Consider the following 13,295-nt stretch of genomic DNA (forward strand, 5'->3'; position numbering starts at 1 on the left):
CGTCTGTCCATGAGCGCTCAACCGAAAAACCTGTTCGCCCACGCCAAGCGCGCGGCCAAGCCTGCCCCTTTCCTGCCGATGTCGCGTGCGGAGATGGACAAGCTCGGCTGGGACAGCTGCGACGTGATCCTGGTGACGGGCGATGCCTACATCGATCATCCGAGTTTCGGCATGGCGCTGATCGGGCGTCTGCTGGAAGCGCAAGGCTATCGCGTCGGCATCATCAGCCAGCCGGACTGGCATTCGGCTGAACCGTTCCGCGCGCTAGGCAAACCGAATCTGTATTTCGGCGTCACCGCCGGCAACATGGATTCGATGATCAACCGCTACACATCGGATCGCAAGATCCGCTCGGAAGATGCCTACACGGCAAACGGCGAACCGAACAAGCGCCCCGATCGTGCACTGACCGTCTATGCGCAGCGCGTGCGCGAAGCGTATCCGGGCGTGAACGTCGTCATCGGCAGCATCGAGGCCAGCCTGCGCCGCATCGCGCATTACGACTACTGGTCGGACAAGGTGCGCCGCTCGGTGCTGCCTGATTCGAAAGCCGACATCCTGATCTTCGGCAATGCCGAACGCGCGCTGGTCGACCTGACGCGCCGCGTTGCCAGTGGCGAACCGATCTCGAACATCCGCGACCTGCGCGGCACGGCCTTCATGGTGCCGCGCGACTGGAAACCGGACGACGACTGGGCGGAAACCGATTCCACCCGCGTCGATATGCCGGGCAAAATCGAACCGCATCCCGATCCTTACGAAATGAAGATGAAGGATGCGAGCTGCAAGACGGAAGAAACGAAAGACGGCACGCCTGCCGAAACGAACGTCAAGCCGATCCGCATCATGAGTCGCGAAGAACGCCGCGCCGCCGAGAAGGAAGTGCGCAGCCGCACCGTCGTGCGTCTGCCGTCGTTCGACGATGTGAAAGACGATCCTGTGCTGTACGCGCATGCCTCGCGCGTGTTCCATCTCGAATCGAATCCGGGCAACGCGCGCGCACTGGTGCAGGCGCATGGCGAGCGCGACGTATGGCTGAATCCGCCGCCGCTACCGCTGGCGATGGATGAGATGGACGGCGTCTACGACATGAACTATGCGCGCGCACCGCATCCGTCCTACGGCAAGGCGCGCATCCCGGCATGGGACATGATCCGCTTTTCGGTCAACATCATGCGCGGCTGCTTCGGCGGCTGTACCTTCTGTTCGATCACCGAACACGAAGGCCGCATCATCCAGAGCCGTTCCGAACCATCCATCCTGCGCGAGATCGAGGAAATCCGCGACAAGGTGAAAGGCTTCACCGGCACTATCTCCGATCTGGGCGGGCCGACTGCGAACATGTATCGCCTCGCCTGCCGCGACAAGCGCATCGAGGAATCGTGCCGCCGCCTGTCGTGCGTGTTCCCCAGCATCTGCTCGAACCTGAATACAGATCACGGCAAGCTGATCCAGCTGTACCGCAAGGCGCGCGCAATTCCCGGCATCAAGAAGATTCTCGTCAGCTCCGGCCTGCGCTACGACATTGCCGTGCGTTCGCCCGAGTACGTGAAGGAACTGGTCACGCATCACGTCGGCGGCCTGCTGAAGATCGCGCCCGAGCATTCGGAAGAAGGCCCGCTGTCGAAGATGATGAAGCCGGGCATGGGCTCGTACTACAAGTTCAAGGAACTCTTCGAGAAGTATTCGAAGGAAGCCGGCAAGGAACAGTATCTGATCCCCTACTTCATCGCCGCGCATCCAGGCACCACCGACGAAGACATGCTGAATCTTGCGTTGTGGCTGAAGCAGAACAATTTCCGCCTCGACCAGGTGCAGACCTTTCTGCCGACGCCGATGGCGATGGCAACAACGATGTACCACACACGCAAGAATCCGCTGCGCAAGATCGGCGCCGATTCCGAAACGGTGGAAACGCCGCGCATCGGAAAAATCCGGAAACTGCACAAGGCATTCCTGCGCTATCACGATCCTGAAAACTGGCCGGCGCTGCGCGAAGGCCTGCAGCGCATGGGACGCAGCGACCTGATCGGCAGCAGCGAACATCACCTGGTGCCGCGTCACGATCCGTCGCCGGCTGCCGTCGCCGCCGAACGCCGGCGTGAAACGCCGGGGCCGAATCAGCTGGCAAGAAAATTCGGCCAGAACAAGCCACGCCCCGGTGCCGCCATAGTACGCACATCGGGTACACCTGGTCGCCCCACCGCACCGGCGCGCAAGGGTACGGTGATCGTCGCCAAGCGCGGCCGCCGCTAAAATCCGCCAGATTCGGCGAATCTCACGCTCCAACTGCAAGCCCGAACCCGCGCCGTTCCTCGCTCTGGGAGGGGCGGTTTGCCGCCGCCAACTCGCTTCCCCGTTTTCGGTTATTCTTCCGCCACTTGCCGCGCACGCGTCGGCGCAGTCATGAACAGGGAGCATCCATTGAGCACACTTTTTTCGCGCCGACTCGCGTTACTGGCAGATGATAAACATCGTCATCTGCTGGGCGAAGGCCGTCGCGGCATCGAGCGCGAAACGCTGCGCGTCGATGCCAGCGGCGAGCTTGCGCTGACACCGCATCCGGTCGCGCTGGGTTCCGCGCTGACCAACGAACAGATCACCACCGACTATTCCGAATCGCTGCTGGAATTCATCACGCCGGCAGAACACGACATTGCCGATGCGCTGGCCGAACTCGATCGCATCCACCGCTTCGTCAACAGCAAGCTCGACGGCGAAATGCTGTGGAGCCAGTCGATGCCTTGCCGCCTGCCCGACGAGGAAACCATTCCGATCGCCTGGTACGGCACCTCCGACATCGGCATGATCAAGCACGTCTACCGGCGCGGTCTCGCCGTGCGCTACGGGAAGGCCATGCAATGCATCGCCGGCCTGCATTACAACTATTCGCTGTCGGAAGATTTGTGGCGCGTGCTGAAAGCGGATGCGCAATCGACCTCCGACGACAAGACCTACCAGTCCGAAAGCTATATCGCGCTGATCCGCAATTTCCATCGCTACAGCTGGCTGCTGATGTATCTGTTCGGCGCCTCGCCCGCGCTGTCGGCAGACTTCCTGCGCGGCCGCGCGCATCAACTGGAAAAATTGTCGGACGATACGCTCTACCTGCCGTACGCAACCAGTCTGCGCATGAGCGACCTCGGCTACCAGAACAATGCGCAGGCCGGCCTGATGCCACCCTACAACGATCTGGACACCTATATGCGCAGCCTGTCGCGCGCAGTGCGCCAGCCCTATCCAGCTTACGAAGCGATCGGCACACAGCGCGATGGTAAATGGATACAACTGAACACCAACCTGCTGCAGATCGAGAACGAATACTACGCAACGATCCGCCCGAAGCGCGTCATCAACAGCGGCGAACGTCCGGTCGAGGCACTGTGCGCGCGCGGCGTGCAGTACATCGAAGTGCGCTGCATGGATATCGATCCGTTCGAGCCGCTCGGCATCAACCTGCAGACGGCACGTTTCCTCGATGCCTTCCTGCTGTTTTGCGCGCTGCATGACAGTCCGCCAGTCGATGAAGCCATGCACCGCGAAAACGCCGAGAATTTCGCACGCACCGTCAAGGAAGGACGTCGCCCGGACCTGATGCTGCAACGCGACGGCCAGGCGACTTCATTGCGCGACTGGGGGTCGCAGCTATTGGATAGCATTGTGCCGGCAGCCGAATTGCTGGATGCGCAGCGCGGCGACCGGCAGCATGTGCAGACACTGACACTGCAACGGGAAAAACTGCACGATCCGGTCAAAACGCCTTCCGCCCGTGTACTGCAGACATTGCAGGAAAACGGCACATCGTTCGAACGCTTCGGCTTGCAGCAAAGCCATGCGCATGCCGAATACTTCCGCACGCATCCGCTGAATGCGGAGGAAAGTGGTTTCTTCGAGCAACTGGCGAAAGATTCCCTCAGCACACAGCAGGAAATGGAACGCCGCCGCAGCGACAATTTCGACGACTTCGTCGCTGCCTACAACCAGCGTACGCCGCAACGGCTGTGCGACGGCGTCTGATTTTCATATTCCGTTTCTCTTCCTTTCTGCACACGCGTACCGATACCGCATCCTGCACACTGTGTTCGCCAGCGAACCGACGCACGCTTACGGCAGGTGCATGATCGTTCCATGGTCACGTATCCGGCCGACGGATGATGGCGGGCAGCACAGCTGATACAAGCTGAAACAACTTCATCTGAACCTCTCGCTTTGCCCGGCGTCCATCCTGCATGGGCATCCCATTGACCTTATGGAAGGGGTAAGAAATGAAAACGATGAATCGATTCGCGGTCGTTGCAGCAGCAGCCGTTACCGCACTTAGTCTGACAGCCTGTTCCGGCATGTCCCAACGTGACAAAAACACGGCGATCGGTGCCGGCGGTGGTGCCGTCGCCGGCTCGATATTGACCGGCGGCAGTGCAGTGGGAACCGTCGGCGGGGCTGCCGTCGGCGGCTTTATCGGCAATCAGGTCGGCAAGCCGAACCGCTAACCCGATCAGCTTCCTGCCTGTCGAACGGCCTTTGCGATTGCGCAAAGGCCGTTGTCGTTATGAATCGCTGCCATCTTGTGCAGACAGTTACATTCGGCGACATTTTGCCCTGCTTGCACTGCATCAATCTGCATTATGATGATTGCCGGAACAGAACAAATCGCTGCACGCCATCGCGTGCGGAAACGATAGAAACAAAGGAAAACATCATGCGTAAATTCATTCTCACCGCCACCGCTGCGAGCGTACTGCTTGCCGGCTGCGCCAACATGTCCGAAACGGAACGCGGCACTGCGCAGGGTGCAGGTATCGGCGCCGGCATCGGTGCGCTGATCGGGGTTGCCACCGGCGGCCATACGCACGCCGTCGGCGGCGCGGCATTGGGCGGCGTAATCGGTGCGGTTGCCGGCAACGTCTGGTCCAGCCGCATGGAAAACCAGCGCCGCCAGATGGAGGAAGCTACGCGCGGTACCGGCGTCGAAGTCACACAGACGGCCGATAATCGCCTGAAGCTGGATATCCCCAGCGATATTTCGTTCGCCACCGGCCGTTCGGAAATCACCGGCAACTTCCGCCCCATTCTCGATCGCTTCGCTACCGGGCTGATCGACAATCCGGCAGCAACCGTCACCATCATCGGCCACACCGACAATACCGGCACCGACGCCATCAACGATCCGCTGTCGCTGGATCGCGCTTCACGCACGCGCGATTACCTAGCCGGCCGTGGCGTGGCACCGCAACGCATCTTCGTCGATGGCCGCGGCAGTCACGAACCGATTGCCAGCAACGCCACCACGGAAGGCCGTGCGCGCAACCGCCGTGTGGAAATCTTCGTGGCAGAACAACAGCAGCAACCGGTTCAACAACAGCAGCCTTACCAGGGTCAGCAATACCCTTCGCAATCCTATCCACGCTGATTACCGGATTCGCTCAAAACAAAGCCGCCAGATGGCGGCTTTGTTTTTATCGATGCGACAATTCGGCAATCGACTCTGCGCTCAATTCAGCAGCAATCCTTCATAAACACGCTTGATGCTGGCATAGCATTCGCAGATATGGTCTTCCAGTCCCACACGATCGACCACCGTGATCTGCCCGCGGCTGTAATGGATCAAGCCCTCTTCCTGCAACTTGCGCGCGGCTTCGGTCACGCTTTCGCGCCGCACGCCCAGCATGTTGGCGATCAGATCCTGCGTCATGCTGATCTGGTTTGATTGCAGGCGATCCAGGCTCAGCAACAGCCAGCGACATAGTTGCTGGACGATCGTATGGTGGCGATTGCATGCAACCGTGTGTGCCATCTGTGTAAAAAGCGCCTGCGTAAAACGCAGCAACAATTGCTGCAGGGCACCACCACGGGAAAATTCTTCCATCAACACCGAAGCGCGTACGCGGAAGCCATAACCGGCAGTCTTGATGAAAGCACGGTTCAGCGATGCCCCGCCACCCATGAAAACATCGTGTCCGACCACGCCTTCATAACCGATCACGGCGGTTTCCGACGATGCGCCGTCCGCCGTTTCGTACAACAACGAGACGATACTGTTGGTCGGGAAATAGACATGCTGCATCTGTTCGCCAGCCTCGCAAATCGTCATGCCGAAAGGCATTTCGACGAATTCCAGATGCGGCAACAGGCGTTCATAATCCGCCGCCGGCAGCGCCGCCAGCAAACCATTGTGACGTGGATTGTGGCCATGCAAACCGGCCAGCGCGCGTGGCGCGGAACGAGCGGTCTGCTCCGTACAGGCGCCCTTTTCTTTCGTCTTCAACGCGGCAATTGCGTTGGCGTTGATGATCTGGTGGGCTGGAACAGAACGGGAAGTGCGGACATTCGAGACGTGTGCCATGGGTATCTCCCTCAGTCGTCATTGCTCAGGGCTTCATGATCACACTTGGAACCGGTGGACAAAATCAGCGATCTTCCCATTCTGCTGTGAGACAACGCTGACAAAAAGATAATAAATTGCCGTCCCGGCCCTGATTAATTCAGGGTATGAATTGTTCCAATAGCGGAAATTTTTCCACAGAGAAATTCAACAAGGGCTTAGCCGCCAGCGCGCCGACAACACCCAGTGCCGCGATGGACAATGTCGCCACGCCGAGCCGCATGGTCAGCCGACGGTTGTGCGCGCGCAATACCAGCGGCAGATTGATGAGCACGCTGGCCAGCGAGGCAAGCACCGCGCCGGTCGACGCGACATGTGCCGCCACTTCGCCGCTGCCGACCAGGCTGGCGGCCGCCGCCACCGCACTGGCGCTGGACACCACACCGCCGATCAGGCTGACTGCATAGAAACCCGCTTCGCCGAACGCGCGCTGCGCAATCACGCCGGCAATATGCAGAATCAGGAATACCAGGCCGTACTTGAGGGCGGCGCGTAGCGAGAACGGCAGCGGCAATTCGACCTGCTCGGTATGGTTGACGCCTTCTTTCGTCGTTGCATTGCGGTCGACGAAGAACCACGCCGAGCTCAGCAACAGCATCAGCACGAAAGGCAATGTAGCCGGCACGGCTGCCGCGGGCGCCAGAATCACCAGCAAGGCGCCGTTGCGAATGATCATCGCACCGGTTGCCAGCAGGATGCCGCGATAGGCGGCGCTGACCGTTTCCGGCTGGTTGTCGCGCGCACGTGCGGCCAGTTCGCTGACCGTGATGCTGCTATTGACCAGGCCGCCGAGAAAGCCGGCCATCACGATGCCGCGCGTACCGTACATCTTCCACAGCACGTAGTTGGCGAAGCCGATGCCGGCGATCAGGATCACGGTGACCCATGCGGCGCGCGGTTCGATCAGTTGCCACGGACCGATCGCACCGAGCGGCAGCGCCGGATAGATAACGATCGCCAGGATCGCCAGCAGCAGCGCCGAACGCATCTCGTTTTCGGTCAGGCCGAGGCTGAAGCCGGTCAGCCTGTCCTTCCACGCCAGCAGTGCGGTGACGATGACGATAACGGAAGCCGGTGTCGCCGTATGTCCCTTGCCGCACAAAATGCCGGCCACGCAGGTCACCAGCATCGCGGCCGACGTCGTCAGTTCGTTGCTGCCGCTGGTGCGCAGGCGCTGCACATTGAGGAAGACGGCGAGGATACCGGTCAGGAAAAGAATCAGGTAGGCGTAGTTGTCGCCCAGCGTACCGCCCATCGCACCGAGCAGAGCGATCAGGCCGAAGGTGCGCAGGCCCGCATCCTTGCCGCGGCGTTCACGCTCCAGCCCGATCAAGAGGCCGAGCGCCAGCGCCAGGCTCAGGCGAGTCAGGCTGACCAGATACGGCCATTTGACTTCGGGCAGCGACATCCCTACCTGAATCAACGGAGAGGAAACTGCCTGGACAGTGTGAGGGTCGACGATGCTCATGTGCGTACAGAAATGCGATAGGGAAACTATAAACCAGTCACTATCGCTTGTCTGTGCGAATTGTGCATGTGCTTATGCGCGCAACGCACGAGACGTGCGAAGCATGCGAACAGAATCCGGCGAGACGGCGGGACGCAACAGGCGTTGTCAACGCTCCGGTTCCGCCAGCAAATCGTCGATCTTGTGGCGCGTGTCGACCAGCACGGCTTCTCTCGCCACATCGGCCGAATCGGCATCGCACGGTCCGCCGAATTCCTGGAACACTTCCAGTCCTTCCGCCCCATCACGCTCTACCTCGCTCGTGGCCGACCAGCGTCCGCCTTCCAGCGGCACCAACATCACGAAAATCTCGAAACCTTCGTATACACCTACGGGCGTTCTGCTCATGGCGTCCTCCGTTTCGTTTTTACCGGGTTGTTCAGGCTGCTCATTCGCCGGGATGTTCATCAATATAACGCGCGATGAAGGCATGCGCCTCGTCGAGTGCTTCGACTTCGGTACCGACCACGCCGGTATCGTGAATGCGTTCGACAATGTCGGGCCGGCCTTCCACCGTATGCGAGACGTGCCCGGAAAACGTGCCGTCCGGACGTTCGGTAGCGTAGGCGCGGAAAACATGCCGTAACGATTTCTGTCGCTGATCGTTCATGCAAACCTCCAAACCGTTTTCTTCATCTTCAACAGATGCCGAAATCGGCAAAATGTTTCAGTGCAGTGAACATGAAGGCACGCGATTCGATTTGAGAACCGGCCAGTCCGCGTTCACGTGCGTCGGATTTGCACAGTGCCTCAAACTTGCTCAACAAAAACATCGCCTTTCGAATCAATCACTTGCAGACAAGCCCACGGGTTATCCACAAGGTAGCCCACAGAATCTGTGAATATGTCGAAAGGCTGAAACCATTTTGCGTTGATCGGATCGCCAGCGTGAACTGCCGGAAATGAAACAGCCCCTTGAAAACATGAGCAGTTTTCAAGGGGCTTTAAGATTCTGGCGAAGAGGGAGGGATTTTCTTAATTAATAAAAAAATCAACCTGGATCAACAAAAATTCGTTCCGCAACTGATTGGAGACCTAAACAGCCGATGCAATTCTTGATTGCCTGCAGCCCAACGCCTTCCAGGTTTGGAGGAACGCGCGGCGAGTCTGAAATTAGGCCTGCTACCTCAAGTTTGCGAGGAAAAGTCTAATAAGCCAGTCAAGGACATTATGTCCTAGGGCTTTATGTCCAATGTTGATCGCTGTTTGCTTAACCTAGAATAAACCGGCTTCGATTGAGATGTCATGCAGCGTTTTGAGGGCATGCTCCTCACGATAGCTAGTGTCGAGTAATAACCTGGAAATACTCAAATAATGGATTGGGTCCCTATAGTCTTCGTTACGTTCAAGGCTCTTGTGCTCAGCATAGGCATGTTCTTTGCCATCAAGTGGCATTACGATCAAGGAAGGAAGGGGAAGAAAAAGGAGACGCGCGCGGTGCTACGTGCGAGCGGCACGGTGGCCGCAATCTTCGCGCTATCGCTCCTGGGCCTGGGACTCGTCACCTTCGTCCTTGTCAGGAAGCTCGGTTTGGACTTGACCTTCCCATGACGGCCAAGAGAAGCCCCACATACCAAAAAATAAAGCCGCTCGAAGCGGCTTTTATTTTCTGCGGAAACCCGCATGAATACTGGCGGAGAGGGAGGGATTCGAACCCTCGGTACGCTTGCACGTACGCCTGATTTCGAGTCAGGTACATTCGACCACTCTGCCACCTCTCCTGATGTCTTTCGGTCGTTTCGCAGCGAAAGCCGCGAAGCCAAAGAGTATAACAGACTCTTGTGCAACTTGGAAACTCCCGTTTTACGCGCGGCGATCTGCAGGAATCGGATCGGATAACTTCGCACGATGAAGCGCGCATCGACGCACATCGACTCCCGCTCACCTGCATCCGATTGCCGCCAATCGCTGCAAAACAAGCAACATCTGTCGTATATCCGTCGGCATTGCCCGTCATCATCATCCTGTCATAAACCCTCAGTAACATGACAGTCGAGATTATCCGTTCACACAATCCATATTTCAGATGCACCCTTCTTTTGCGCAACCGGCCGGGCCGCGACTTGTTTCCCCGGCGGTTACTCCGGCAGACAAAGGTGAAGCATCGGCTCTTTCGCTGCAGCCCCCTTTCCGGTTCAAAACCAGGGAGCCTCAATTGTCCAACGCTGCCCACGATTTCATGACGAGCACACGCGCCCAGCCGGCCAACGATCAGGACGACCATATCGCGAACCGCTTGCGCGACGTTTTGCTGCATCGACGGTTGACACCGCTGTTCCAGCCTATCGTCGACATGCAGAACGGACAAATCATCGGCTACGAAGGCTTGATCCGCGGTCCGTCCGACAGCCCGCTGCATTCACCGCTGAATCTCTTCAAGGCAGCACGTGCCTGCAACCTGAGCGTGGAAGTCGAGCACCTGTGCCGCCGCATCACGCTGGAGAAGTTCGCAGAACTGCAGCTGCCGGGCAAACTGTTCCTCAACGTCAGCCCGGAATGCCTGGTACAGCCCGATGTGCGTCTCGGCGAAACGCTGGGCTACATCCACGAGGTCGGCATCAATCCCGAACGCGTGATCATCGAGTTGACGGAAAGCCATCCGACCTACGACTACGACCTGCTGCGTGAAGCAGTCAAACACTACCGCGCAATGGGCTTCGTGATCGCGATCGACGATCTGGGCGAAGGATTTTCCAGTCTGCGCCTGTGGTCGGAAATCCGCCCCGAATACGTGAAGATCGACATGCACTTCGTGCAGGGCATCAACCAGGATCCGATCAAGCTGCAGTTCGTGCGCTCGATCCAGGAGATCGCGGAAAAATCCGGCACGCTGGTGATTGCAGAAGGCATAGAGACCGATGCCGAACTGCTGATGATCCGCGATCTCGGCGTGCGCTTCGGGCAGGGCTACAAGATTGCACGGCCGAATGCGCATCCGATCACCACACTGCCGGCAGAGCTGTGCGCGCTGCTGAACCAGAACAATGTCGCCGTCTATCCGCACGAAAAAGGACGCAGCCATGATGTGTTGACAGCCGCCAAGCTGTTGCGTCACGTGAAAGCCGTCTCGCCCGAGGTACAGAACAATCGTATCTACGAAATGTTCAACAACGATCCGACGCTGGAAATCATTCCGGTCGTCTCCAACGGCCTGCCGCTCGGCCTGATCACGCGCGCCAACCTGATCGACAATTTTGCGCGGCCTTACCTGCGCGAGCTGCATGGCAAGAAATCCTGCACGCTGTTCATGGATGCCAATCCACTGATCGCCGACAAGAACACCGCGCTGCACACGCTGAGCCAGCTGATCGTCGATGCGGATCGTCACCATCTGTTCAACGGTTTCATCATCACCGACAACGGCCAGTACGCCGGCATGGGCAACGCGCACGACCTGATGCGCGAAATCACGCAGATGCAGATCAATGCCGCACGTTACGCCAATCCGCTGACGCTGTTGCCCGGCAACGTGCCGATCGACGAACACATCGACCGCCTGCTTGCCGGCGGCGCGCACTTCTGCGTCTGCTATGTCGATCTCGATCACTTCAAGCCGTACAACGATGTCTACGGCTACCGCAAGGGCGACGACGTGCTGCGGCTGACCGGCCGCATTCTCAGCGCGCACTGCGACCCGGAACGCGATTTCGTCGGTCATATCGGCGGTGACGATTTCATCATCCTGTTCCAGAGCACGGATTGGGAATGGCGCTGCCGCCAGATCATCGACGTGTTCGCTGCCGCTATTTCCGGCTTCTACAGCGAAGAGCATCGCAATGCGGGCGGCTATATCAGCGAAGACCGGCGCGGCAAGAAAGTCTTTCATGCACTGGCGACGATTTCGCTCGGCCTGCTGAAGGTCGAGCCCGGCGTGTACGGTTCACATCACCAGATTGCGACCGCTGCAGCCGACTCCAAGAAACAGGCGAAAAAAATCCCGGGCAACAGTCTGTTCATCGACCGCCGCCTGGGACCTTTTGCCGGCGAGCGCGCCGACAGCGAAGAAAGTACGCAAGCCGATCCGCTTGTGCCGTGATACCGCTACTTCGCCTTATGTCTTGTTGACCACGCCGCTCACGCAGCCGGCGCCAGCCTTTCCTGCCCACCCATGTAGGGGCGCAGCACTTCCGGCACGACGACGCTGCCGTCGGCCTGCTGGTAATTTTCCAGCACGGCCACCAGCGTACGGCCGACCGCCAGACCCGAACCGTTCAGCGTATGCACCAGCTCCGGCTTGCCCTGCGCATTGCGGAAACGCGCCTGCATGCGGCGCGCCTGGAAGGCTTCGCAGTTGGATACCGATGAAATCTCGCGGTAGGTGTTCTGCGCCGGCAGCCACACTTCGATGTCGTAAGTCTTGGCCGCGCCGAAACCCATGTCGCCGGTGCACAGCGTGATGACGCGGTAGGGCAATCCGAGCTTCTTCAGAATATTCTCGGCGTGACCGCACATCGCTTCCAGCGCCTCGTACGATTTCTCCGGATGCACGACCTGCACCATCTCGACCTTGTCGAACTGGTGCTGGCGAATCATGCCGCGCGTATCTCGGCCGTAGCTGCCCGCTTCCGAACGGAAACATGGCGAATGCGCGGTCAGCATCATCGGCAGCGATTCGGCCGGCAGGATTTCGTCCCGCACGATGTTGGTCAGCGAGACTTCGGCAGTCGGAATCAGGTACAGAGATTCGCCTTCGCCCTCCTGCCCGCCCTTTTTCACGGCGAACAGGTCTGCTTCGAATTTCGGCAACTGGCCGGTGCCTTTCAGCGAATCGGCGTTGACGATATACGGCGTATAGCATTCGGTGTAGCCGTGGTCGCCGGTGTGCGTATCGAGCATGAATTGCGCCAGTGCACGGTGCATGCGTGCGATGCCGCCTTTCATCACGGCGAAACGCGAACCGGTCAGTTTCGCGGCAACGTCGAAATCGAGGCCGAGAGACGCACCGACATCGACGTGATCCTTGACTTCGAAATCGAAGGTGCGCGGCGTGCCGATCTTGCGCATCTCGACGTTGTCAGCTTCATCCTTGCCGGCTGGCACCGATTCATGCGGCAGGTTTGGAATCGCCAGCATGAAATCGGCGAGGCGGCTTTGCAGAACATCCAGTTGCGCGGCCGAATTCTTCAGTTCGTCGCCGATGCCGGCCACTTCCGCCATCACGGTCGACGTATCCTCACCCTTGCCCTTCAGCATGCCGATCTGCTTGGACAGCGTATTGCGCTTGTTCTGCAGTTCCTCGGTGGCGGACTGGATCCGCTTGCGCTCCGCTTCCAGTGCGTTGAAGGCGGCAACGTCGAGCTGGAACTTGCGGCCAGCCAGACGGGCGGCAACGCTGTCGATGTCTTTGCGGAGGAGTTGGATGTCGATCATGGCAATGGCGAAATGTGTAAAAGTGCGAAATCGCAA

At 59.0% G+C, this 13,295-nt stretch carries 11 protein-coding genes and 1 tRNA gene; 6 read left to right on the forward strand and 6 right to left on the reverse strand.

All coding sequences use genetic code 11. The features are described 5' to 3' along the window. The first annotated feature begins 9 nt into the window (after positions 1–9). The 4 genes from IEV40_RS02535 (at position 10) to IEV40_RS02550 (ending at position 5,410) form a co-directional block, all read left to right on the forward strand. Positions 10–2,256, forward strand: coding sequence for a YgiQ family radical SAM protein (locus tag IEV40_RS02535; protein WP_188419379.1), 2,247 nt, complete (start codon positions 10–12; stop codon positions 2,254–2,256). Positions 2,257–2,424: 168 nt separating this feature from the next. Further along, positions 2,425–4,017, forward strand: coding sequence for a glutamate--cysteine ligase (gshA, locus tag IEV40_RS02540; protein WP_188419380.1), 1,593 nt, complete (start codon positions 2,425–2,427; stop codon positions 4,015–4,017). Positions 4,018–4,274: 257 nt separating this feature from the next. Further along, positions 4,275–4,490, forward strand: a complete 216-nt coding sequence (locus tag IEV40_RS02545) for a YMGG-like glycine zipper-containing protein (protein WP_371870023.1) — start codon at positions 4,275–4,277, stop codon at positions 4,488–4,490. Between the two features lie 209 nt (positions 4,491–4,699). Continuing rightward, on the forward strand, positions 4,700–5,410 hold the full coding sequence (locus tag IEV40_RS02550) for a YiaD family glycine zipper/OmpA-like lipoprotein (protein ID WP_188419382.1): 711 nt from the start codon (positions 4,700–4,702) through the stop codon (positions 5,408–5,410). 81 nt (positions 5,411–5,491) lie between these two features. Here the strand turns inward: IEV40_RS02550 and IEV40_RS02555 are convergent, their stop codons facing one another. The 4 genes from IEV40_RS02555 to IEV40_RS02570 all read right to left on the reverse strand — a co-directional run bounded on the left by IEV40_RS02555 (position 5,492) and on the right by IEV40_RS02570 (position 8,499). Next, positions 5,492–6,343, reverse strand: coding sequence for a Crp/Fnr family transcriptional regulator (locus tag IEV40_RS02555; RefSeq protein WP_188419383.1), 852 nt, complete (start codon positions 6,341–6,343; stop codon positions 5,492–5,494). A 139-nt stretch (positions 6,344–6,482) separates the two neighbouring features. After that, on the reverse strand, positions 6,483–7,790 hold the full coding sequence (locus IEV40_RS02560) for an MgtC/SapB family protein (protein ID WP_229723924.1): 1,308 nt from the start codon (positions 7,788–7,790) through the stop codon (positions 6,483–6,485). A gap of 207 nt (positions 7,791–7,997) precedes the next feature. Further along, on the reverse strand, positions 7,998–8,237 hold the full coding sequence (locus IEV40_RS02565) for a hypothetical protein (protein WP_188419384.1): 240 nt from the start codon (positions 8,235–8,237) through the stop codon (positions 7,998–8,000). Positions 8,238–8,277: 40 nt separating this feature from the next. After that, complete coding sequence (locus IEV40_RS02570) at positions 8,278–8,499, reverse strand: hypothetical protein (protein WP_188419385.1); 222 nt, start codon at positions 8,497–8,499, stop codon at positions 8,278–8,280. 704 nt (positions 8,500–9,203) lie between these two features. Here IEV40_RS02570 and IEV40_RS02575 point away from each other — a divergent pair. Beyond that, positions 9,204–9,440 (forward strand): hypothetical protein, encoded by a 237-nt coding sequence (locus IEV40_RS02575; RefSeq protein ID WP_188419386.1) that lies wholly within the window; start codon positions 9,204–9,206, stop codon positions 9,438–9,440. A gap of 80 nt (positions 9,441–9,520) precedes the next feature. Here IEV40_RS02575 and IEV40_RS02580 read toward each other — a convergent pair. Then, positions 9,521–9,610 (reverse strand) — tRNA-Ser (locus IEV40_RS02580). Between the two features lie 458 nt (positions 9,611–10,068). Here IEV40_RS02580 and IEV40_RS02585 point away from each other — a divergent pair. Beyond that, complete coding sequence (locus tag IEV40_RS02585; protein ID WP_188419980.1) at positions 10,069–11,925, forward strand: GGDEF domain-containing protein; 1,857 nt, start codon at positions 10,069–10,071, stop codon at positions 11,923–11,925. Between the two features lie 38 nt (positions 11,926–11,963). Here IEV40_RS02585 and serS read toward each other — a convergent pair whose 3' ends face one another. Beyond that, the gene (serS, locus tag IEV40_RS02590) at positions 11,964–13,259 is read right to left on the reverse strand and encodes a serine--tRNA ligase (RefSeq protein ID WP_188419387.1); all 1,296 of its coding nucleotides are present in this window, start codon (positions 13,257–13,259) and stop codon (positions 11,964–11,966) included. Between the last annotated feature and the right edge of the window lie 36 nt (positions 13,260–13,295).

The organism is Oxalicibacterium solurbis, assembly GCF_014635845.1.
In the GTDB taxonomy this organism is placed as follows: domain Bacteria; phylum Pseudomonadota; class Gammaproteobacteria; order Burkholderiales; family Burkholderiaceae_D; genus Oxalicibacterium; species Oxalicibacterium solurbis.

Coding starts and splice junctions, on each gene's coding strand:
- IEV40_RS02535 (WP_188419379.1), top strand. CDS start 10: ATGAGCGCTCAACCGAAAAACCTGTTCGCCCACGCCAAGCGCGCGGCC.
- IEV40_RS02545 (WP_371870023.1), top strand. CDS start 4,275: ATGAATCGATTCGCGGTCGTTGCAGCAGCAGCCGTTACCGCACTTAGT.
- IEV40_RS02550 (WP_188419382.1), top strand. CDS start 4,700: ATGCGTAAATTCATTCTCACCGCCACCGCTGCGAGCGTACTGCTTGCC.
- IEV40_RS02555 (WP_188419383.1), bottom strand. CDS start 6,343: ATGGCACACGTCTCGAATGTCCGCACTTCCCGTTCTGTTCCAGCCCAC.
- IEV40_RS02560 (WP_229723924.1), bottom strand. CDS start 7,790: ATGTCGCTGCCCGAAGTCAAATGGCCGTATCTGGTCAGCCTGACTCGC.
- IEV40_RS02565 (WP_188419384.1), bottom strand. CDS start 8,237: ATGAGCAGAACGCCCGTAGGTGTATACGAAGGTTTCGAGATTTTCGTG.
- IEV40_RS02570 (WP_188419385.1), bottom strand. CDS start 8,499: ATGAACGATCAGCGACAGAAATCGTTACGGCATGTTTTCCGCGCCTAC.
- IEV40_RS02575 (WP_188419386.1), top strand. CDS start 9,204: ATGGATTGGGTCCCTATAGTCTTCGTTACGTTCAAGGCTCTTGTGCTC.
- IEV40_RS02585 (WP_188419980.1), top strand. CDS start 10,069: ATGACGAGCACACGCGCCCAGCCGGCCAACGATCAGGACGACCATATC.
- serS (WP_188419387.1), bottom strand. CDS start 13,259: ATGATCGACATCCAACTCCTCCGCAAAGACATCGACAGCGTTGCCGCC.